This is a genomic window from Geobacillus kaustophilus, assembly GCF_000948285.1.
GTDB lineage: Bacteria > Bacillota > Bacilli > Bacillales > Anoxybacillaceae > Geobacillus > Geobacillus thermoleovorans_A.
This window is the reverse complement of the sequence record NZ_JYBP01000003.1, coordinates 121,757-143,033: the sequence shown is the minus strand read 5'-3', so window position 1 is coordinate 143,033 and position 21,277 is coordinate 121,757. Positions and strand designations below refer to the sequence as shown.

20 protein-coding genes, 1 pseudogene and 1 other annotated feature are annotated in these 21,277 nt (G+C 56.2%); of the genes and pseudogenes, 6 read left to right on the top strand and 15 right to left on the bottom strand.

Annotation, left to right across the window (positions count from 1 at the left end; all coding sequences use genetic code 11):
* Positions 1 to 2: 2 nt before the first annotated feature.
* A complete protein-coding gene (locus LG52_RS01255; protein WP_044736812.1) occupies positions 3 to 1,190 on the bottom strand; it encodes an MFS transporter in 1,188 nt (395 codons plus the stop codon).
* An 83-nt stretch (positions 1,191 to 1,273) separates the two neighbouring features.
* Complete coding sequence (gene pepV / locus LG52_RS01250; protein WP_082056108.1) at positions 1,274 to 2,686, bottom strand: dipeptidase PepV; 1,413 nt, start codon at positions 2,684 to 2,686, stop codon at positions 1,274 to 1,276.
* Between the two features lie 250 nt (positions 2,687 to 2,936).
* On the opposite strand from pepV, the gene LG52_RS01245 reads away from it, so the two are divergent.
* On the top strand, positions 2,937 to 3,158 hold the full coding sequence (locus tag LG52_RS01245) for a DeoR family transcriptional regulator (RefSeq protein ID WP_008880936.1): 222 nt from the start codon (positions 2,937 to 2,939) through the stop codon (positions 3,156 to 3,158).
* Positions 3,159 to 3,257: 99 nt separating this feature from the next.
* Here the strand turns inward: LG52_RS01245 and LG52_RS01240 are convergent, their stop codons facing one another.
* Positions 3,258 to 4,004 carry a pseudouridine synthase gene (locus LG52_RS01240; RefSeq protein ID WP_044730532.1) on the bottom strand — a complete coding sequence of 249 codons (747 nt, stop codon included), beginning with the start codon at positions 4,002 to 4,004 and terminating at the stop codon, positions 3,258 to 3,260.
* Positions 4,005 to 4,109: 105 nt separating this feature from the next.
* On the opposite strand from LG52_RS01240, the gene LG52_RS01235 reads away from it, so the two are divergent.
* Positions 4,110 to 4,322 (top strand): hypothetical protein, encoded by a 213-nt coding sequence (locus LG52_RS01235; protein ID WP_044730531.1) that lies wholly within the window; start codon positions 4,110 to 4,112, stop codon positions 4,320 to 4,322.
* Positions 4,323 to 4,537: 215 nt separating this feature from the next.
* Here LG52_RS01235 and LG52_RS01230 read toward each other — a convergent pair whose 3' ends face one another.
* A complete protein-coding gene (locus LG52_RS01230; RefSeq protein WP_044730530.1) occupies positions 4,538 to 6,163 on the bottom strand; it encodes a putative polysaccharide biosynthesis protein in 1,626 nt (541 codons plus the stop codon).
* A 112-nt stretch (positions 6,164 to 6,275) separates the two neighbouring features.
* On the opposite strand from LG52_RS01230, the gene LG52_RS01225 reads away from it, so the two are divergent.
* Positions 6,276 to 7,586, top strand: a complete 1,311-nt coding sequence (locus LG52_RS01225) for an NAD(P)/FAD-dependent oxidoreductase (protein WP_044730529.1) — start codon at positions 6,276 to 6,278, stop codon at positions 7,584 to 7,586.
* A gap of 192 nt (positions 7,587 to 7,778) precedes the next feature.
* On the opposite strand, the gene LG52_RS01220 is transcribed toward LG52_RS01225, so the two are convergent.
* The 9 genes from LG52_RS01220 to LG52_RS01180 form a co-directional block, all read right to left on the bottom strand.
* The gene (locus LG52_RS01220) at positions 7,779 to 7,958 is read right to left on the bottom strand and encodes a sporulation protein Cse60 (RefSeq protein WP_008880941.1); all 180 of its coding nucleotides are present in this window, start codon (positions 7,956 to 7,958) and stop codon (positions 7,779 to 7,781) included.
* A gap of 122 nt (positions 7,959 to 8,080) precedes the next feature.
* Positions 8,081 to 9,721: a M4 family metallopeptidase gene (locus tag LG52_RS01215; protein WP_044730528.1), complete on the bottom strand. Its 1,641-nt coding sequence runs from the start codon at positions 9,719 to 9,721 to the stop codon at positions 8,081 to 8,083.
* A gap of 336 nt (positions 9,722 to 10,057) precedes the next feature.
* Entirely contained in the window at positions 10,058 to 10,186 is a 129-nt protein-coding gene (locus LG52_RS20735) for a hypothetical protein (RefSeq protein WP_256363765.1), read from the bottom strand.
* A 16-nt stretch (positions 10,187 to 10,202) separates the two neighbouring features.
* The gene (locus LG52_RS01210; protein ID WP_044730527.1) at positions 10,203 to 11,477 is read right to left on the bottom strand and encodes a helix-turn-helix domain-containing protein; all 1,275 of its coding nucleotides are present in this window, start codon (positions 11,475 to 11,477) and stop codon (positions 10,203 to 10,205) included.
* A 340-nt stretch (positions 11,478 to 11,817) separates the two neighbouring features.
* On the bottom strand, positions 11,818 to 12,132 hold the full coding sequence (locus LG52_RS01200; protein ID WP_044730525.1) for a rhodanese-like domain-containing protein: 315 nt from the start codon (positions 12,130 to 12,132) through the stop codon (positions 11,818 to 11,820).
* Between the two features lie 57 nt (positions 12,133 to 12,189).
* On the bottom strand, positions 12,190 to 14,607 hold the full coding sequence (gene leuS / locus LG52_RS01195) for a leucine--tRNA ligase (protein ID WP_044730524.1): 2,418 nt from the start codon (positions 14,605 to 14,607) through the stop codon (positions 12,190 to 12,192).
* A gap of 73 nt (positions 14,608 to 14,680) precedes the next feature.
* Positions 14,681 to 14,902: a binding site (T-box leader), on the bottom strand.
* 68 nt (positions 14,903 to 14,970) lie between these two features.
* Positions 14,971 to 16,170 carry an MDR family MFS transporter gene (locus LG52_RS01190; protein ID WP_044730523.1) on the bottom strand — a complete coding sequence of 400 codons (1,200 nt, stop codon included), beginning with the start codon at positions 16,168 to 16,170 and terminating at the stop codon, positions 14,971 to 14,973.
* 211 nt (positions 16,171 to 16,381) lie between these two features.
* The gene (locus tag LG52_RS01185; RefSeq protein ID WP_044730522.1) at positions 16,382 to 16,546 is read right to left on the bottom strand and encodes a hypothetical protein; all 165 of its coding nucleotides are present in this window, start codon (positions 16,544 to 16,546) and stop codon (positions 16,382 to 16,384) included.
* 18 nt (positions 16,547 to 16,564) lie between these two features.
* The gene (locus LG52_RS01180; protein ID WP_011232317.1) at positions 16,565 to 16,828 is read right to left on the bottom strand and encodes a YtzC family protein; all 264 of its coding nucleotides are present in this window, start codon (positions 16,826 to 16,828) and stop codon (positions 16,565 to 16,567) included.
* 294 nt (positions 16,829 to 17,122) lie between these two features.
* Here LG52_RS01180 and LG52_RS01175 point away from each other — a divergent pair, with 294 nt between their 5' ends.
* A complete protein-coding gene (locus LG52_RS01175; RefSeq protein ID WP_044730521.1) occupies positions 17,123 to 17,761 on the top strand; it encodes a class I SAM-dependent methyltransferase in 639 nt (212 codons plus the stop codon).
* Here the strand turns inward: LG52_RS01175 and LG52_RS01170 are convergent.
* A complete protein-coding gene (locus LG52_RS01170) occupies positions 17,756 to 18,865 on the bottom strand; it encodes a tetraprenyl-beta-curcumene synthase family protein (protein ID WP_082055799.1) in 1,110 nt (369 codons plus the stop codon). The genes LG52_RS01175 and LG52_RS01170 overlap by 6 nt on opposite strands.
* Positions 18,866 to 19,203: 338 nt before the next feature.
* Here LG52_RS01170 and LG52_RS01165 point away from each other — a divergent pair, with 338 nt between their 5' ends.
* Together LG52_RS01165 and LG52_RS20885 are read left to right on the top strand one after the other, a co-directional pair.
* Positions 19,204 to 19,737 (top strand): gamma carbonic anhydrase family protein, encoded by a 534-nt coding sequence (locus tag LG52_RS01165; RefSeq protein ID WP_044730520.1) that lies wholly within the window; start codon positions 19,204 to 19,206, stop codon positions 19,735 to 19,737.
* 112 nt (positions 19,738 to 19,849) lie between these two features.
* Positions 19,850 to 19,942 (top strand): annotated as a pseudogene (locus LG52_RS20885) (DUF6803 family protein); the annotation flags it as partial.
* Between the two features lie 64 nt (positions 19,943 to 20,006).
* Here LG52_RS20885 and metK read toward each other — a convergent pair.
* Positions 20,007 to 21,221 (bottom strand): methionine adenosyltransferase, encoded by a 1,215-nt coding sequence (metK, locus tag LG52_RS01160; protein ID WP_044730519.1) that lies wholly within the window; start codon positions 21,219 to 21,221, stop codon positions 20,007 to 20,009.
* Positions 21,222 to 21,277: the final 56 nt, after the last annotated feature.

The window sequence follows — 21,277 nt, the reverse complement described above, 5'->3', positions numbered from 1 at the left end:
TCTCACCTGCCGATTTGGTCGTTTTTTTCCAATTTCCCTAACCAAATGAGCACGAACACTCCGACGATGGCGCAAGCGCCAAAAAACACGTAGACAGCACCGATCTGCCAACGCTCAAACAAATATCCGCCCACCAACGTGCAAAACCACGCGCCAAGTCCGCTGCTCGCCGCCGAGTAAAGGGCGACGGCCGTCGCCTGCACCCGCTCGGGCGCCAAGCGGCGCACATACTGCAAGGCGGTTGGAATGGCCAGCCCGACCGAACATCCTTGAACGATCGCTGTCATATAGACAAACCAAAGCGGCGGATCGGCGACATACGACCACCAGCGGGCGGCCGACACGAGCGCCGCCAACACGAGCAGGCGCGTCATGCCGAACCGACAGATGAGCCGGTCGGCCGTTTTCATAAACGGCGCTTCGCTTCCAGCAGCCAGCCAAAAGGCGAAGCCGATGCCGGTCAGCGTGCCGCCGAGCTCGTGGATCAACAGCCCGAAATACGAATTGTTGGCATAAATCGGACCAAACAGCAAAAAGGACGCCACAAGCAGCAGGCAAAACGGGCGAACGGAAAGCAGCCCTCGGATGTCAGACCACGTCAACCCACCCGCCGGCCCCGCCGCGCGGCTGCGCGGCAGACGGGAAGCCAACGCCGCGGCTGAAAGCAACATGAACGAAAACACGTAAAAAATGACCGCAAAGGCAAGATGGTCGGACAGCCAGCCGACAACCAACACCGCCGCAGCAAAGCCAAGCGACCCCCAAAGACGGATCGCTCCGTAGTTTCCGCCATGGTCGCGCACTTGATGAAGGGCGATGCTGTCGGAGAGCGGAACGATGGCGCTTTGCACCGCCGAAAGCAGCACGGTCAAAACGACGAACATCCGGTAGCTTCCGGCCAGCGAATAAAGAAACCCAAACAGCGCTGTCAACACGAGCGCCATCGTCAACAGCCCGACCGGTTTGCGTGTATAATCCGTCGCCATGCCCCAAAGCGGCTGGGCGGCCATCGTCACAATCGGAGTGATCGACATGATCCAGCCGATCGCTGCTCCCGGCAGGCGCGCCTCCTCTTGCAAATAGACGGATAAGAGCGGAAACAAGGAGCCAAACGCGAAAAAAATCAAAAAATAAAAGAGCGGAAACACCGTTTTTCGTACCGATGCTTCCCGTTTTAAAGCCGCTTCCATCCCGTCCTCCCCTTTCGTTTCTAAAGCGCCGCCCGCCGCTCGGCGCCTTTTCGTTCGTTTGTCTTCGCCAAGCGGCGGGCTGTTTATTTAGCCAGCTCATAAATCGCTTGCGCGTAAATGGCCGTTGCTTTCACCAAATCGTCGATCTCGATGTACTCATCTTTTTGATGGGCGACATCCGGGCGGCCGGGGAACAGCGCGCCAAACGCCACCCCGGCGGTCAAGGCGCGGGCGTACGTGCCGCCGCCGATGGCCAACAGCCGGGCCGGCTCGCCTGTCTGCTCTTCGTAGACGCGCTGAAGCGTGCGGACAAGCTCGTGGTTCGGGTCGATATAATGAGGCTTCGTATCGCTGAACCGGGTGAGCGCGAATCCATGTTCAGCCGCGGCGCCTGCGAGCGTCCGGCGGATCGCGTCGCCGTCAGCCGTCACCGGATAGCGGATGTTCAGCCCAATCGTTCCGCCATGCCGCCGGTTATACGACAGCACCCCGACGTTGACGGTCAGGTCGCCGCTTTGTTCGTCGCGATATGCAAATCCAAGCTCCTGACCGCGGGTGTCAGAAAACGAAGAAGCGAGAAATTGTACGAACGGTCGGCTTTGGCCATCGAGCGGAAGAGACGCCAAAAACTGCGCCAAATAGACGCCAGCGTTTTTGCCCCGCTCAGGCTCGGCGCCATGAGCGGACACCCCTTCCAATTGAAAGACGACGGCCCCTTCGCTTTGCCTGATGCTCCCCTTTACGCCGCGCTCCCGGCAAAACTGTTCATAGAGGCCAAGCAGCTCCTCCGTCCGCCCCGCTCCTTCCACCACCGCTTCGGCCGCATCCGGCACCATATTGTAGCGGCGCCCGGCTTGGAATGAGGCAAGCGCGAACCCTTCAGCTTCCTCTTGCCCCGGCGGGCGGTACGACAAATCGGCGTCAATGATCCCTTTTTCCGCATGAATGATCGGAAAATCAGCATCGGGCGCAAATCCGACATCCGGCATTTCTTCATGGCGAAAATAGTGCTCTACACACCGCCAATCGCTCTCCTCATCGCCCCCGATGATGAGCCGCACCCGCTTGCCGATCGGCAGCCCGAGGTCACGGATGATTTTCATCGCGTAAAACGCGGCCATCGTCGGCCCTTTGTCATCGATCGCACCGCGCCCGTAAAGGCGGCCATTGCGCACATCAGCGGCAAACGGATCCATCGTCCAGCCGTCCCCGGGCGGCACGACGTCGATATGGCCGAGCACACCGACAAGTTTCTCCCCATGCCCCATTTCGATATGCCCAGCAAACCCGTCCACATTTTTGACGCGAAACCCTTCCTCCCGGCCGCGGCGAAGCATATGCTCAAGCGCCTCGGCCACCTTGGGCCCAAACGGCGCCCCCGGCTGCGCCTGCTCATCATCGCGGACGCTCGGAATGCGGACAAGCGCTTGCACGTCGCGGATCAAATCGTCTTTCCGCTTCTTTGCTTCTTTCATCCAGTCGATGTTCAACGCCATTCTTCCTTTCCTTATTCAACACTCTTTGTTGCCAACGTATCATATCAAAAACAGGAAGTCAAAATGTTTCATTCGTTGCAAATCGTTTTCCGTTCCACGACAAAATGTTGAAATTTTTCGTGAATAGAAGCAACCGGGTAGCATTTTCCCTCCCATTTCGTGTACAATGGTAGTAAACAGACAAAGACATCTCTCATCTGCTAGCGGTCGGTTGTGCCATGCGAATGATGCTAAGATAGGGAGTGGTCTTTTGAAACCTTCAACACATCGGATGCTTACCCGCATCAAATCCGTGTACATGTACATTAGTGAAAAAGGAACGGTTACGACCCAAGAGCTTGTTGATGAGTTCGGCACCACCCCACGAACGATCCAGCGCGACTTAAACGTGCTTATGTACAACGATCTCGTTCGCAGCCCAAGCAAGGGCAAATGGACGACCACAAACAAAAAAGTGCGCATCTCTTCGTAAACCCGGTGCCAATAGGGTAGGCAAGATGAGAGATGGACGCGAGACAGCTTTTTCTCAAAATCGACGATTGATCACTTTTCCATAAAAAAAGGAACCGACTTAGGTTCCTTTTTTTTCGTCCGTCTCCGGCCGGTATTGCTTCAACATGTCCACCTCTTCATCCGTCAATTCCCGATACTCGCCGACGGCCAAATCCGGGTCAAGGGCGAGCGGCCCCATTTGAATTCGTTTTAAATAGACGACCCGCTTGCCGACCGCTTGAAACATCCGCTTCACTTGATGGAACTTCCCTTCGGTGATCGTCACCTCGACATCGGAACGAAGGCCAGATTTCAACACAACGAGCTTGGCCGGCTTTGTTTCATAGCCGTCATCAAGGACGACGCCGCGCTGAAACGCCGCGACATCCGCTTCCGTCACTTCCCCGTCCACGACGGCAAAATACGTTTTCGGCACGTGTTTTTTCGGCGACAACAGCTGGTGGGCGAGCTGGCCGTCATTCGTCAAGAGCAGCAGCCCTTCCGTATCTTTGTCAAGCCGCCCGACCGGAAACGGGGAAAATGACCGGTCTTCTTCTTCAAGCAAATCGACGACCGTCTCTTCCACGGCATCTTCCGTCGCCGAAACCACTCCCGGCGGTTTATTCATCATCAAGTAAATGAACGGCTTGTACTCGACCGTTTCCCCCCAAACGGTCACGATTTGCTCATCCGGCCGCACTTTCGTTTTCGCATCACGGACCAGCGCGCCGTCCACTTTCACCGCTCCGGACTTGAGCAGCTTTTTCACTTCCTTCCTCGTCCCATATCCCATATGGGCGAGCAACTTGTCAATGCGCAGCTCCACCAATCTCCCTCCTAAAAATATTGGCCTTCATTAGGCGTTCATCTAGTCCGCTTCCACCTTCCCCCCATACACTATGAAGGAAACATGAAGAAGGGGGATTTGCCGATGAATGAATACTACTATTCTATCCCAACGTTGGATGATTACCGTCAACAGCCGCCAGCCGGCCAATTTTGGCCCGGATACCCAGGAGGGCCATTCGCCAACTGGGCGCGGCGCATCGAACGGCTTGAGCGGGCTGTCGAGCGGCTCGACCGCCGGCTCGACCGGGTGGAAAGCCGCCTCGACCGCATCGAACGCCGGCTCGGCCTGTCGTAAGCGAAATGGAGAAAGAAGGCGGGGACGACCGCCTTCTTCTTTTTTTGCCGCAAGCCAAACGGCATGGGGGATGGCGAAAAACAGCCATCGTCGAACCCTTTCGCTCAGGCGCCGCGACGTTCGCAAGAAGCGCCGTCCGCCGGGTTCCGGCCTAAACGAGCCGCTTCTAGGAAACAGCCATCCGGTCAACAGCCGATCCCCCATGCTATCCTCGTCTACGATACCGCCTTTTTCTCTTTCCGGCGCCAAAACGCAAACCGGTCGCCAAACAGCGCCGAAAACAACCCGGAGCAGATGCTGAGAAACAAGTAGACGGCTGCCCCGACCGCTGCGCCGATGGAAACAGCGCCCACCGATTCAGCGGTGCCGGCGCGGTAATCGATCCATCGGGCCGTCAGAGCCTCGACCCCCATAACCGCCGCTGACATCGCCGCCGTCAAGATGGCCATAAACGCCGTCCGGCGGGCGACAAACCGATAGCGGTAGCGCGTGCGGCGCTGAATGACCCATAAGTTGAACGCCACCGAGACGAAATAGCCCGCCATCGTGGCAACAATGGCCCCGATGGCCGACCATTTCATAATGAGCGGCGTGTTGAGCAAAAGCTTCACAAGCAAGCCGGCGGTCAAACTGACGACCGTAAACCGCTGCTCGTTGATGCCTTGCATGATCGCCGCCGTCACAGAAAACAACGCATACAAAATCGCCGCCGGCGCATACCAGCGCAACACTTGTTCACCAAGCGGATCATAGCTGTAAAACGAGCTGTACACCGGCCCGGCCAGCACCGCCATGCCGATGACGGCCGGGAGCGTTAAAAACATGAGCACTTGAAACGTCTGGTTCAAATATTGCCGCAGCGCTTTCCGGTCTTGCGCGACATACGCTTTCGTAATCGTCGGGATGAGCGCCAAGCTGAACGAGGTCGCAAGCGTCACTGGTATGATGACGAGCTTTTGCGCCCACATGTTGAACACGGAATACGCGTGCTCCGAGATGTGCCCGAGGCCCGCCGCCGCCATCGCATGGTTGAACGTAAACTGATCGACAAGCTGATAAAGCGACATTGACAAGCCGACAAAAACAAACGGGATCGAAGAAAGAAGCAGCTCTTTATACATCGCCCAAAGCGACACGTCCGCTTCGCCGCGGTCGCGCGCAAGCAGCGACTGCAGATGCGGACGCCGCTTCCACCAGTAGACAAGGAGCACCAAAAGCCCCGCCGCCGCCCCGACAAACGCCGCAAACGTCGCCGCGCTCACAGCGGAGACAACAGAACCGTTCATGATGCGCAAAATGACGTAGCACGCCCCAAGCAAAAAAGCGATGCGCGCGATTTGTTCGACGACTTGCGACAGCGCCGTCGGGCCCATCGACTCATGTCCTTGGAAAAATCCGCGGATCAAGCTCATCACCGGCACGATGAGGAGCGCAAAGCTGACCGCGCGGATGACGGCCGTGACGTCGTCGACCGAGTTGACGTTCGTTTTCGCGTCGATGACGTGCGGCGCCAAGACGGGAGCCAAGGCATACAAAATGAGCCATGAGGCGATGCCGCTTGCGATCATCAAGACAAGGCCGGAGCGAAAGAGCCGATAGCCGACGCCGTATTCCCCAAGCGCGTTGTATTTCGACACAAACTTTGACACCGCCACCGGCAGCCCGCCGGTCGCCAAGCTCAAAAAAATTTGGTACGGCACATAGCCGTATCCGTACAGCGCCCCGCCGCGCTCGCCGACAAGATGGTAAAACGGGATGACGTAAAACAAGCCAAGAAGACGGGAAATCATCACGCCAGCCGTTAAAATAAACGTGCCGCGCAGCAGTTTCGATGTTGACATATGACCCCTTCCCTAGCCATGGACGTTGAAAATGACAGCGTATTTATTTTACCATAGTTGTCAATGGAACGAAAAATATCGTCCACGCGCAGAAAGAAAGGGTGGAATGAACATGGGGTATGACGTCATCATCATCGGCGGCGGTCCGTCCGGGCTCATGGCGGCCATCGGCGCTGGCGAAGAAGGGGCGAAGGTGCTCTTGTTGGAAAAAGGAACGAAGCTCGGGCGCAAGCTCGCCATCTCCGGCGGCGGACGCTGCAACGTGACGAATCGGCTGCCGGTGGATGAAATTGTCCGCCATATTCCCGGCAACGGCCGCTTTTTATACAGCGCCTTTTCCGTATTTAGCAATGAAGACATCATTCGCTTTTTTGAGCGGCTCGGTGTGCCGCTCAAGGAGGAAGACCACGGCCGCATGTTTCCCAAAAGCGACAGCGCCCAGTCGGTCGTCGACGCGCTTGTTCGCGAGCTCGGCCGCCTCGGCGTCGATGTTCGGCTTGAATCGCCGGTGGCGGACGTGTTGTATGAACAAGGGAAAGCGGTCGGCGTCACGCTGAAAAGCGGGGAGACGATCCACGCCCGTGCGGTTGTCGTCGCCGTCGGCGGCAAATCGGTGCCGCAAACCGGCTCAACGGGCGACGGCTATCCGTGGGCGGAAAAAGCGGGTCACACGGTGACCGAATTGTTTCCGACCGAAGTGCCGATCGTCTCGCATGAGCCGTTCATCAAAGAGCGGACGCTGCAAGGCTTGTCGCTGCGCGGCGCCGCGTTAAGCGTCTTAAAGCCGAATGGCAAGCCGATCATCACCCACCGGATGGATATGCTGTTTACGCACTTCGGCATTTCCGGCCCAGCTGCTCTCCGCTGCAGCCAGTTTGTCGTTAAGGCGTTGAAAAAAGCGGCGGACGGCGCGGTCGAAATGAGCATCGACGCGCTTCCGGACGTGACGCAGGAAGAGCTGTTTCAACATTTCGCCAAGCTGTGCAAAGAGGAGCGGAAAAAGGCGATGAAAACGATCGCCAAAACGGTGCTTCCCGAGCGGTACGCGGCCTTTTTGCTCGAACGGGCCGGCATCGACCCGCACGCCTCTGCGGGCACGGTCGGCCATGAGGCGCTCCGGGCGTTTGTCCGGCAGTGCAAACAGTTCACCTTTTCCGTCCACGGCACGCTGCCGCTTGAGAAAGCATTCGTCACCGGCGGCGGCGTGTCGGTCAAAGAAATTGAGCCGAAAACAATGGCCTCCAAATGCATGGCCGGCCTTTACTTTTGCGGGGAAATTTTGGACATTCACGGCTACACGGGCGGCTACAACATCACCGCCGCCCTTGTCACCGGGCGGCTCGCCGGCGTCAATGCCGCCCGCTATGCATTGACGGAAAAAAGCAGGATCAGCGGCCCCGCGGGGCAGACAGCAACGAATTGACAGCCGTCCCCATGCCCCTCGGGTGCTCCGGGGCGTCCGCTGACATTCCGACAACGCCCGTCTTCAAGGCGGGCGATCGCAAAATTTCGCCGCCTGACATTGAAATGCCGCAACGAAAAAAGCGTCGCCCCTTTTGGGGGATCAGCACGAAAACCGCCCAAAGAATCCCACGATCTCGAGCCGTGTAGAGTGTCAAGTCCGGTAAATGACCATGGCGGAAAAACAGTAAATTTGCTCGCCTTCCGATTCCATCGCCGCGACGCTGTATTTGACATCGATCAATTGTCCGTCTTTTAGGCGGGCTAAAAAGTCGTTGACTGCCGCTTCCAAATCTTTTTCATGCTCTTTATCAAACACTTTCACTTTGTACATCGCCATCCCCCCGTTTTCTTTTTTTCCACACGTTTAGGGAAAATCCTGCTCTGCAAAAAGCAACGCGCGCCCCAAACAACAGGGCGCGTGTTGGAAAGAACGGAAGGGATGAACCGTTCGTCTTAATAAACTCCTACGGCATTGAACGCCTGTTTCACCGAATTCACTTCTTGGCTCGCCGACCCGTACAAGTCAGCAGCCGCTTGCACGCAGGCGGCGCGCAGCTGGCTGAAGTTGGAGGTCGGCGTCAAATAGTAGACGAGTGCCCGGTAGAAAATTTTCCCCATTTTGTCGCGGCCGATGCCGGTGACGCTTACTCCGTAATGGACGCCCCCTTGGCTGAGCAAATACGCCGCTTTATTGATGATGCCGCTGTTCGTATGGACGCCGCCGTTATCTTGTGTGCCGATGTATCGTTTCGAGTAATGATCCGGATCGCCGTATTTCGCTGGATCGGACATCGAGCGGAGCGCATCGCCGGCAATGCCCGGCGTGTAAATGTCTTCGCCGATCTCCCAGTCCGGATTGCGGTTGGCGTAAAACTCCACGAGCGTGCCGAAAATGTCGGACATCGCTTCATTGATGGCGCCGGATTCATTTTGGTAAACAAGCCCGGCGGTATAATCGGTCACGGCGTGGGTCAACTCATGAGCGACGACATCAATGCCTCCGGAAAACGGCAAAAACGTCTGGCCGTCTCCATCGCCGTACACCATTTGCGAACCGTTCCAAAACGCGTTGTTGTAGCCGCGTCCGTAATGGACGGTCGAACGGATGGCGGCGTTGCTGCCGTCATAGCTCAGCCGGCCGTGCACATTTTTGTAGTAGTCATACACGACGCCGGCGTAATAATGGGCGTCCACAGCCGCCGCGTCATAGCTGGCGAAAAATTGGTTGTCAATGTCAGCCCACAGGCTGCCAGGCAGCGTCGTGCGGTTGCGTCCATCGTACGTAAAAATGCCGCTGCCGCGCGTGTTGTCCTGCAAATAGTAATAGCCGTAATATGAAGAGTAGGTGGTGTTAATATATTTTTGATCGCCCAACACACCGCGGCCGACGCCGACGGTCGACGTGCCGGCGATTGTCGGACCGGTTCCCGGCTTGGCCGCATCCATTTGATTCCATTTATTCAATACAGCGCCGCTTCCCGCATCGATGATATACATCCAATTGCCCGGAACAGGGGTTAAAAAGCGGACATTGACCTCATAAGCAAGGCGCGCCTCCTCTCCGCTCGGATAAATGATCAGCCGCGTCGGTTTCCCGTCTTCCTTCTTCGGGCGTTCTTTCGTGATCGTCTCGATCACATCTTGTTCTGCGATGGCTTCCGCTTCTTGAACGGCAATCGTTTTTTCTTTTTTCACCCCTCGCTTGTCCAAATCCGGAATGAGCGTACCCGACAAAGAGGACAATTCGCCATCGTTGACATGGGCAACGAGCACGGCGCCATACACGGGGATGCCGTGATAGCGCTGTTCAAAACGCATGACCGTATGGCCGAGTTCATCCATTTGTTTGCCAATCAAGCCCAGCCGTTCGCGGGCTTGTCCACCAAGTCGGAATGTATTCTTCTCTTGATCAAGATAACGGTAAACCAATTCTTCCGGAGCATCCTCGCCTGTCAACAGCGAACCAGAAACGAACGATGGCGTCTTCCACTGTTCGTTCCACACCATTGATCTTTCCTTCGCCGAAGCGCCGAGCGGCCAAGCCATCAATCCAAACGCCAACCCAATCGCACCAAGCATCGCCCGTCTGTTCATTCCCTTTACCCCTTTCTTGTACTTTCAAATTATTTATTCTAATAAAAATTTTATTACAATATATTTTGATTCGGTATTGGGAAAATGATCGGGCGGAATACGGCCTGATCAGGCAACCGGTTTTCCTTTTTTCTCTCTTTGCGGCTTTCCGCCTGTGACAAAACATCCAGAGCAAAACATAATCATTAAGATAATCGATAAACAGCAACTTTCCGCCATCCAAGCATCCGAAACAAAAAACCGCCCCCCGCTTTCGCCTATCGTCACGAAAGCAGGGGACGAATCAGTTTGAAGAAGAGAAAAAGAGCGATAAGGCCGCCTTATCCGACGCTCCTTTTATCGAGCAATCACCGTCGGCGGCGGATGTTCGTCTTTAGCCGCTTCTTTCACCCCGATGCCTTGGCCAAAGGCTGAAGCGAGACCAAGGACGGCGAGAGCGACGATCACAATGACCCGCTTTTTCACCTAGCTTCACCTCCTTTCAAACGCCGGTTTTCTTCCGCAAGAGAGCGCAGCTTAACTGGTAATATTGGGCCGCCAGCTTGTGCTGGCGCCTCCGCATATAACAATCGGCCAAATATTCGGCGTACAAAGAAGCGTCGTCATATTCCTTCTTTTTCTGGAAGTATGGAATCGCCTCCTGTTTGAGCAGCCGCTCCAACGGTTCGTCTTCTTCGCTCAAAAGCAGCCGGTAAATGGAAAAATGCAAATAATACTCATAATGCTCCACCGCTCCGTTAGGGGCTTGTTCGAGCTGTTTCCACCCTTCTTCGACGATCATCCACGCTTTGCGATAATGCTTGGCCTCACAATGCATGCGCACGAGCGACAAAAGCGTAATGAGCCGCGCATCCAACGGGGCGTCCTCTTTATAGATCAAACTGTTCTCGTAATGTTGCACCGCCTCGCGGTATTGGCGTTTCATCCCCTTCAAGTGGCCGAGATTGTGCTCGACAATGCCAAGAAGGCGCCGATCATTCGCCATACCCGCCGCTTTTTGCGCCGCCAGGCAATGTTCGACTGCTTTGTCGATCTCCCCGCAGCGCCGGTAGCAAATCGCCAACAGCACATGGCATTCGGCGCTCCTTCGCAAGTCGTATTCCGCCTGGCTGAGCGCCAGGGCCCGTTCGGCGTAATGAAGGCATTGGAACCATTTCCACAGACGGCTGGAAGCAAGGGCCGACAAGTAAGCCAAATCGGCCTCCTCCCCGCTCATTTTCCATTCTCCCTTCAGCAGCTGTTCTGCCTTTTGATAACAATGCAAGGCGTCATCGTACTTTTCTTGGCAATAATATAAAAGACCAAAAAATTTCCAATAATAGTAGCGCATGTCATCACTCAACGCCCCATACCAGTCCCGCACGCTTTGCGCCGCCGTTTCCGCCCCCTTTTTGTCACCAAGAAGCAGCCAATACCGGATTCGCATCAGCTGAAAATAAATCATGGCTTCGGCATCTCCGGACCGCTCGCATCGTTCTTTGACCGTTTCATACAGTTCCTGCGCGGCAGGCGCATCACGGCTCATCATCGCCCTGTACCACGACATCACCCACTCGAACCATGAAGGCGTTGTTTCATTTCCGCCGGGCCGGATGTCCAGCCGCCGAAACAGCCATTCGAGCACCTCTTGGCTCGGGATGACTTGGTTGTTCTCAATTTTCGATAAATAAGAAACCGAAATAATGCCTTCAGCCGTTTCTTCTTGGGTCAGGCCTTTCATCAAGCGGGCGAATTTCAAGCGGTCGCCGAGTTTCAACAGGAAGCTCCTCCTTCGAACAAATGTCTGATTTTACCGAAAATTATATCCTCTCCTTTTTTTTCTTGCATCACACTTTGGTACTAAAACAAAATAGAAAAAGCGCCCCAAAAAGCTGGGACGCTTTTTCGCTCCTCCCCCCGCAAGCGGACCCGGGGAGCGCAAGCCGCCGACGCATGAAAAGGCCGGCGGCAGCCAGCCATTCCTCTGCCTCTTGACCGAACGGGGCTGTTTGGATGGATCGATTTCCCATTCGCTGACACTTTCCGCCGTTTTGGTCGCGACGGAACGGGATTACTTGGATGATGGCCCGCCGCCCTGCCCTTCCAGCCGGAAGCACTTATCGTTTCGGCGTTGTTTCCCCTTCCCACTCGAGCATGCCGCCCGTCATGTTGCGGACGCGGTAGCCGAGCTCCTGCAAGTAGCGGCAGACGTTTTCGCTCCGCCGCCCGGAGCGGCAGACGAAAATGTATTCTTCATTGCGGTCGAATTCTGCAAGCCGATCGGGGATGTCGCCCATTTTGATATGTTTGGCGCCAGGGATCATGCCGAGGGCGACTTCCTCGTCTTCGCGCACATCGACGATGTTCAGCTTTTCGCCGCGCTCGAGTTTTTCTTTCACTTCAGCCGGCGTGATTTCCTTGATCTCTTTCATGGCAAATCGACCCCTTTCGTTGGTGGATAGGGGGCGGGCCGAAGCCCGCCCTCATCATCAGTTGGAGACGATATTGACGAGCTTGCCGGGGACGGCGATCACTTTGCGCACCGTTTTGCCCTCAAGCTGCTCTTTGATTTTTTCATCGGCGAGCGCCCGCTCCTCGAGCGCTTCTTTTGGCAAGTCAGCCGGCACATGCAGCCGCGACCGCACTTTGCCGTTGATTTGCACGACGATTTCCACGACGTCTTCCACGAGCTTCGTTTCATCATACGTCGGCCACGGCTCATAAGCGATCGTGTCCGCGTGGCCGAGCTTTTGCCACAATTCTTCGCCGATGTGCGGGCAGACCGGCGACAAAAGCTTGACGAAGCCTTCCATGTATTCTTTTTTCATTTGCTCCGCTTTGTACGCTTCGTTGATGAACACCATCAGCTGCGAAATGGCGGTGTTAAAGCGGAGCGCTTCATAGTCTTCCGTCACTTTTTTCACCGTTTGGTGATAGACGCGCTCGAGCGTATCGTTCGCCGGTTCGTCGACGATGTTCGGATTCAGTTCGCCATTTTCGGTCACAAACAGACGCCAGACGCGGTCGAGGAAGCGGCGCGCCCCATCAAGCCCTTTCGTCGACCAGGCGATCGATGCCTCAAGCGGCCCCATGAACATTTCATACAGCCGCAAGGTGTCAGCCCCATGGCTTTCGATGATGTCGTCCGGGTTGACGACGTTGCCTTTTGATTTGCTCATTTTTTCGTTGTTTTCGCCTAAAATCATCCCTTGGTTGAACAGCTTTTGGAACGGCTCTTTCGTCGGCACGATGCCAAGGTCGTAGAGAAACTTATGCCAGAAGCGGGCGTAAAGCAAATGCAAGACCGCGTGCTCCGCTCCGCCGATGTAGACATCGACCGGCAGCCATTTTTTCAGCTTTTCCGGATCGGCAAGCTGCTTGTCGTTGTGCGGGTCGATGTAGCGCAAATAATACCAGCAGCTTCCGGCCCATTGCGGCATCGTGTTCGTTTCGCGCCGCCCTTTTTTCCCGGTTTTCGGGTCGACGACGTTCACCCATTCCTCAATGTTGGCGAGCGGCGACTCGCCCGTTCCCGACGGACGGATTTCATCCGTTTTCGGCAACACAAGCGGCAATTCCTCTTCCGGCACCGGCGTCATCGTGCCGTCTTCCCAATGGATGATCGGAATCGGCTCGCCCCAGTAGCGCTGGCGGCTGAACAGCCAGTCGCGCAGCCGGTACGACACTTTTTTCCGCCCTTTGCCGTTTTCCTCAAGCCAGGCGATCATTTTTTCGATCGCTTCCTGCTTGTTCAAGCCGTTCAAAAACTCGGAGTTGATATGCTCGCCGTCGCCGGTGTACGCTTCTTTTTCGATGTCGCCGCCGGCGACGACTTCTTTGATCGGCAAGTTGAATTTTTTCGCAAACTCGTAGTCGCGCTCATCGTGCGCCGGCACGGCCATGATCGCCCCGGTGCCGTAGCTCATCAAGACGTAGTCGGCGATCCAAATCGGAAGCCGGTCGCCCGTGACTGGGTGGATGGCGTAGGCGCCGGTGAACACGCCCGTTTTTTCTTTCGCCAAATCGGTGCGCTCAAGGTCGCTTTTGCTTTGAATTTCCTTTAAGTAGGCGTCAACGGCTGGCTTTTGCTCCGGCGTCGTGATCTTCTCAACAAGCGGATGCTCCGGCGCCAAGACGGTGTACGTCGCGCCAAACAGCGTATCCGGACGCGTCGTGAACACGGTGAATGTTTCGTCATGGCCGTCGACGGCAAACTCAATTTCCGCTCCTTCCGAACGGCCGATCCAGTTGCGCTGCATCTCCTTAATGCTTTCCGGCCAGTCGAGCTCTTCCAAGTCTTCAAGCAGACGGTCGGCGTAGGCGGTGATTTTCAGCATCCATTGCCGCATCGGCTTGCGGATGACCGGATGCCCGCCGCGCTCGCTCCGGCCGTTGATCACCTCTTCGTTCGCCAGCACCGTGCCGAGCGCCGGGCACCAGTTGACCGGCACTTCATCCATGTAGGCGAGCCCTTTTTCATACAGCTTCAAGAAAATCCACTGCGTCCATTTGTAATAGTTCGGATCGGTCGTGTTGATCTCCCGGTCCCAGTCGTACGAGAAGCCGAGCGACTTGATTTGCCGGCGGAAATTGTCGATGTTTTTTTGCGTAAATTCGGCTGGGTCGTTGCCGGTATCCAACGCATATTGCTCGGCCGGCAGACCGAACGCGTCCCAGCCCATCGGGTGAAGGACATTGTACCCTTGCATCCGCTTCATGCGCGCCAAAATGTCGGTCGCCGTATACCCTTCCGGATGGCCGACGTGCAATCCGGCGCCGGATGGATACGGAAACATGTCGAGAACGTAAAACTTCGGCTTGTCGTCATCATCGGGCGTGCGGAACGTTTTGTTTTTCTCCCAATAGTCCTGCCATTTTTGTTCAATTTCGCGGTGGTTGAAGCTCATCGCAGCACTCCTCCTATCCAGTTCTACTTGCATCATGGACGAAAATATGTACAAAAAAACCCCCATCCCCACGCAAAGGGACGAGAGGCGCGCTTCCCGCGGTACCACCCTTTTTGGCGCGCCAAACGGCGCACCCGCTTTCTTCCTTAACGCGGACCGACGGCCGGCGCTGTCGGGGATCGTTCGCGCCGGCAACTCCGAGGCGAGTTCACGGGGTGACTTCGGTTGACTCGCACCATCCGTCAACTCTCTGCTGTCCGTCAAGCCCGCTACTGCTCCTCTTCATCGTTTTTCGCTTCGTTGTTTCCAATGGCAAACTTATTATTATTTTAAAAAATTTGTCGATCAATTGCAAGTTGAAACCTATACGGTCGCAGCTGTTTTTTCTCCCGCCTTTTCCGTCGGCTTCGGCAGCCAGCGGTCGTACAAAAGCGCCGCAGCCACCGCCAACAGGGCAAACGCGGCGAGCAGCCCGATGAGCAGCTTCATTCCTAAGGCGTCAGCAATCCAACCGCCGATGACCGGTCCAATCATCCGTCCGGCCGTGGCCGTTCCGTTGACAATTCCTTGATAAAACCCAGCCTTCCCCGGCGGCGCCCATTCGTTCACCGCGGCCGGAATCGCCGGCCAGACGATCATCTCAGCGATCGTGAGCACAATCATGGACGCGGCAAACTCAGCAAACGAATTCGCCCCCAACAGCATGGCAAACGAAACGGCGAAAATAAGAAAACCGATCACGATTTGCCGCTTCAACGTCGGCATGAAGCGGCGGATCACCCGCGCCAGCACCGGCTGGGCCAAGACGATCAACGCGCCGTTGATCGTCCAAAGCAAGCTGTACTGCCCCACCGGTATCCCGAGCTCGCGCGTATAGGCGGCGATCGTCGTCGACCATTGGACATAGCTCAACCAGCACAGTCCATAGCCGGCGCAAAGGAGAGCGAGCGCCCAGCCCACGGCGCGGGATGGCGCTCTTTCCGCTTCTCCGGGTCGTTTCTTTCTCGGCGGCGGCAAAATCGGAACGCGCCGCAACCCGGCAATAATCGTGAACAAAAACGCAACATACAACAAAAGATTGGCGAAAAAAACGAGCGAGAACGAATATGAAGCGACAAGCCCGCCAAGCGCCGAACCGACGGCGACGCCGATGTTTTGCGCGACATAAAGAGCGTTGAACGCCCGCCGCCCCCCGTCCGGCCAAATCGCCCCGGCGTACGCCGACGCCGCCGGAAAGACGACGCCGCTGCCGATGCCGACAAGCGCCAGCCATACGGCATAGTGCGGCCATCCGTGCCAAACGCTTAAGCCGGCGAGCGCGGCCATCGTCAACACCGCACCGGCCAACAAAACGCGAAACCCGCCGATCCGGTCAAACAAAAAGCCGCCGGCCAAGCTGCCGATGACGCTTCCCCCAGAGTTGAGCATGAGCACGACACCCGCGACCGCGAGCGGCTGGCCGAGCTGTTCGTGCAAATAGATCGTGTTTAGCGGCCATAGAAACGACGCCCCTGTCACATTGAGCGCCATGCCGACAAGCAGCCACCAAAGAGCGCGGGGCATCGGTCATCATCCTTTTCGTGTTTTTCTTTTGACTCCCGAAACAATTGTAGGGGAAAACAGGAAAAAATGCAATCAAAAAGGCGGAGCGTTCCGATGCGTCCGCCGCTTTTTTTCAAAACTAACTCCCTCACTGAAATAATGGCTTTTGAAGCGGGCTCCTGCGCGGAAAAGAAGAAAAAGACGGAGCGGCATCCGCCCCTTTGGCTTGTCGTCACCCGTTCCGCTGCTTGGAGCGGATCGGTTGGCCGCCCGTTTCCTCGTATTGCTTTTTCGCCAGCTTCACCGGATCAAAGCCTTGGCCAAGCTCGAGATCGTTATTGTTTTGGCCGTTGCGTGTTTTTTGCTCCGGATTCGTTTGTTTCAAGCGTCGCTTCATGTCGTGTTCCTCCTCGTTTCAGCGGTCAAGCAAAATCATGTCGTTTTGCAATTGCTCAAGCTGGAGCCGCATCCGATGCAGCTGCTCGCGCTGCTGGGCGTTGCAGCTCCGCGCCAAGTGCGCCAAATCGATGACCGTCTGTTCGAGCATCTGCTGGGCGTTCGTGTATTCGGTGATGTTGTAATGCTCCTGCTTTTGCGCTTCCGTATATTGCTCTTTCGCGTAGCGGATCACATCTTCACACCGCTGCAAAAATTCCTCAACGGATTGTCTTGTCGCCATGCGCTCACCTCGTTTCGTGATATTCCTTCATGTTTACTATGCGCCGCATAGGCCGGCCGTATCACGCCAATGATTGGCAGCGGTCGATTTTCCATAAAGTTTTTGTTACAATGCCGACGTGAGGATCTTCGTCGAGCTCGATCAGGACGATGTCGGTCAGCTCAAGGTTTTCTGTCACGCCGGCGTAGAGGATGGAGCGGCTGGAGGGAAAAAGCGACGGCATCCCACATCTTTGGCCGCAGCGCCATCCCCGCCAACGTAAACGATGAAACGATCGCAAGGAGGGGCCAACCGATGGCTTTGATGAACATTTTGCCGTTTGCCCGCTTTTTGCTTGATCAAGCGGTCAACGAAGGCGACATCGCCGTCGACGCGACCGTCGGCAACGGACACGACACCGTGTATTTGGCCGAACGCGTCGGGGATTTCGGCCATGTGTTCGGCTTTGACATTCAGCCTGAGGCCATCACCGCCGCTTCCGCCCGCCTCGCGGAACATGGGCTATGCGGGCGGGCGACGTTGTTCGAGCGAAGCCATAGCGAAATGCTTGAGGCGCTTCCCGCAGATGTACACAGGCGCATCGCCGGCGCGGTGTTCAACCTCGGCTATTTGCCGGGCGGCAATAAGCAAATCGTCACCAAGCCGGAATCGACGATCGCCGCGATTGATCAACTGCTTTCCATCATGAAGCCGGGCGGCGTCATCGTCCTTGTCGTCTACCACGACCATCCCGAAGGAAAGCGCGAACGCGACGCGCTCCTGGATTACGTCCGCTCCCTTGATCAGCGGCGCGTCCACGCCTTGAAATACGAATTCATCAATCGGCAAAACGACCCACCGTTTTTGCTCGCGCTCGAAACCCGGGCGGATAAGGGCGCCCAAATCTCGGATCCCGCCCCTTTTGCCGATACAAGCAAACGGCCGCCCTTATGAAAAGGACAGCCGTTTTTGCCGCTCCTGCCAAAAGCGGTATGCTTTTCCGTTCCAATAGAAAAACTGCGACGCCGCCCCGCCGGCGCGGACGAGCCGGCGCGCCAGCCGGCGCAGACCGCGCTGCTTTTTCACCTTGGCATCCGACAAATACAACCCAAGAAGCCCTCGGTGAATGAGGCGGTGAAACTCGCCGTGCGGCAGCGCCCCGACATAACGGTCGGCCTCTTCGATGAAATGGCAAAGCCGCTCAAGCATCACCGTTTCATTCGGATAGTAAAAGCAAAAGTTCAAATCGCCGCCGTCCCGGTCTTCCTCCTGATCGATCAAATAGTCGAGCAAAATGTGCAGCCCTTGAATGTATGGAAAATAGCCGTCGCGCACTTGTCTCGCCATCTCCGGCGGCAGCGATTCGCCAAACGCATAGGCGACGAGGCAGAAAATGCCGAGCGTCGAACCGGAGCAGGCGGAAAACTCATACCATTCCATCGGCGGCAAGGCGTCTTTGTATTGCGCGAACCATTTCTCCAGCCGCGGCACCCGCTCGCTCGCTTCGACATGTTTATGCACTTGCAAGTCGCAATAATATCCGGCCAATTCATGCAAAAATGGGGCAATCGTCTCATAATGGCGCACCGTCTCGAGCACCTTTTGGCACGTGCGGACGAGCGCCGGCAAATAGCCGCCGTCTTCCTGTTCGCGGCGATGGCGGTAATAGTTCGACGGCTCCGCGCCGATCGTCAAAGCGTCGGGCATCGAATCATGCAAGGCGCGAAAGTCAAGCGGATCAAGCGAGGTGCTGCGGTCGCACAAATTATCCAAATAATCGCTGATCGTCTGGTAAGCAACGATAAAGCGGATGCAGTCCTCCATGTTTTCTCCGGCCAAGAGCGCCAAAATGGAGCCGCCTTCGCAATGGAACGTTTTCGACGCGATGCTCGCGAGCGCTTGGCGCCGCAATTCCGGGTCGGGAATGCGCTCGGCCTGGCGCCGCCAATAGGCAAGCTCGCGGTGGACAAGCGGAAGCACGTCGCGATACACCATTTTCATCAAGGCGATGGGGTTTTTCGGAATGTTCAATCGGCTCACCTCAGGTGCAAACACCATGGTCTCGTCTCCTAGCATTTCCATCTTATCGGCAACCAAAATCGTTTCGCGTCTGAACAGCCTGTGATCTCGTCTTCCAGTATTGCCATCAATGCGGTCGGGGCAAACCATAAAAGGGTTGGCGATGGAATGAAAAAGCCGCTCAACAACAGTTCTTCCCACGTTGAGAAGCTTTGTGAAATCGGATCTTCTTCCCCTATCCCAACCACTCATCGGGCGAAAAGAAATGTTTTTCACCAATCCCGATTAGGCGCGCTCGCTTTCGTTGGCGATTTGGACGCAGCGTTGTACAATACATGGTGAACGATCGATTTTGCAACAGAAAGGAACGAACGCCCATGATTTACCCATACAAAGGCAAAACGCCGCAAATTGCCGCCTCCGCCTTTATCGCCGACTATGTGACGATCACCGGCGATGTCGTGATCGGCGAAGAGACGAGCATTTGGTTCAATACCGTCATTCGCGGCGACGTAGCGCCGACGGTGATTGGCAATCGGGTCAATATTCAAGATAACTCAATTTTGCATCAAAGTCCAAACAATCCGCTTATCATTGAAGACGGCGTGACGGTCGGCCATCAAGTCATTTTGCACAGCGCCATCGTTCGCCAAAACGCGCTGATCGGCATGGGCTCGATCATTTTGGACCGCGCGGAAATCGGGGAAGGCGCGTTTATCGGCGCCGGCAGTTTAGTGCCGCCGGGCAAAAAAATTCCGCCCAACGTGCTCGCTCTCGGCCGGCCGGCGAAAGTCGTCCGCGAGCTGACGGAAGACGACATCCGCGAAATGGAGCGCATCCGCCGCGAATATGTCGAGAAAGGGCAGTATTACAAAGCGCTGCAGCAACAGCGGCCGGCGGAGTGGGAGTGAAGAGCAAAAACGATTTTACCACATCCTTGACGGAAAAGTCGCTTGCCCACTTTTCGACTGGCGGAGGCAGCCGGCGGCTTGCGTTCGCCGCGTCTTGGCATGAGTCGATTCAATCTCCCTAGAAAAACACAAATGTTATACCGCTTTTGTTGGCATCTTCCTCGTCACAGCCCACATCGCCATGATGTTTCGCATGCTTGACCCGCCGCTTAGGTCGATCATTCTAAAAAAAACGGAGGGCGGCCTCTCTAGCCCCCTCCGTTTTGCGTTTATCGGTTGTTCGCCAACGCCAGCGCTTGTTCTTTCAACAAAGCGGCTTTGTCGGTGCGCTCCCACGGCAGGTCGACGTCCGTGCGCCCAAAATGGCCGTAAGCGGCCGTCTGTTTGTAAATCGGGCGGCGAAGGTCGAGCATTTTGATGATGCCCGCCGGGCGCAGGTCGAAGTTGTTGCGCACGACTTCAATTAACACATCTTCCGACACTTTTCCAGTGCCGAACGTATCGATCGAAATGGAAACCGGACGGGCGACCCCGATGGCGTAGGCGAGCTGCACTTCGCATTTGTCGGCAAGCCCTGCGGCGACGATGTTTTTCGCGACATAGCGGGCCGCATACGCCGCCGAACGGTCGACTTTCGTCGGATCTTTGCCCGAGAACGCGCCGCCCCCGTGACGGGCGTAGCCGCCGTACGTATCGACGATGATTTTCCGCCCCGTCAACCCGGCATCCCCTTGCGGACCGCCGATGACAAATCGTCCTGTCGGGTTGATGAAATAGTTCGTATTCCCATCCAGCAGCTCCGCCGGCACGACCGGCTTGATGACATGTTCCTTAATGTCGCGTTGGATTTGGTCCTGCGTAATTTCCGGATGATGCTGCGCGGAAACGACGATCGTATCGACGCGCACCGGTTTGCCGTTTTCATCGTATTCGATCGTCACTTGCGTTTTGCCGTCCGGGCGCAAGTACGGCAGGACGTCCGTTTTGCGCACTTCCGCCAATCGGCGCGCCAAGCGGTGCGCAAGCGAGATCGGCAGCGGCATCAATTCCTCCGTCTCATTGCAGGCGAACCCAAACATGAGCCCTTGGTCGCCGGCGCCGATCGCTTCAATTTCCTCGTCAGTCATCTGACCTTCGCGCGCCTCGAGCGCCCGGTCAACCCCCATCGCAATGTCCGGCGACTGTTCGTCAATCGACGTCAACACCGCGCACGTATCGGCGTCAAATCCGTATTTGGCGCGCGTGTAGCCGATCTCCCGAACCGTATCGCGGACGATGCGCGGAATGTCCACGTACGTTGACGTCGTGATTTCCCCGCTCACAAGCACCAGCCCGGTCGTCACGCTCGTTTCGCAAGCGACGCGGGCGTTCGGGTCTTTTTCCAAAATGGCGTCCAAAATCGCATCGGAAATTTGGTCGCAAATTTTATCCGGATGTCCTTCCGTCACAGATTCTGAAGTAAACAAGCGGCGTTTAGCTGACATTCGGTTTGTTTCCTCCTCCTGGCATAATGTGGCGACACGGAACTCATTTCCCTTTT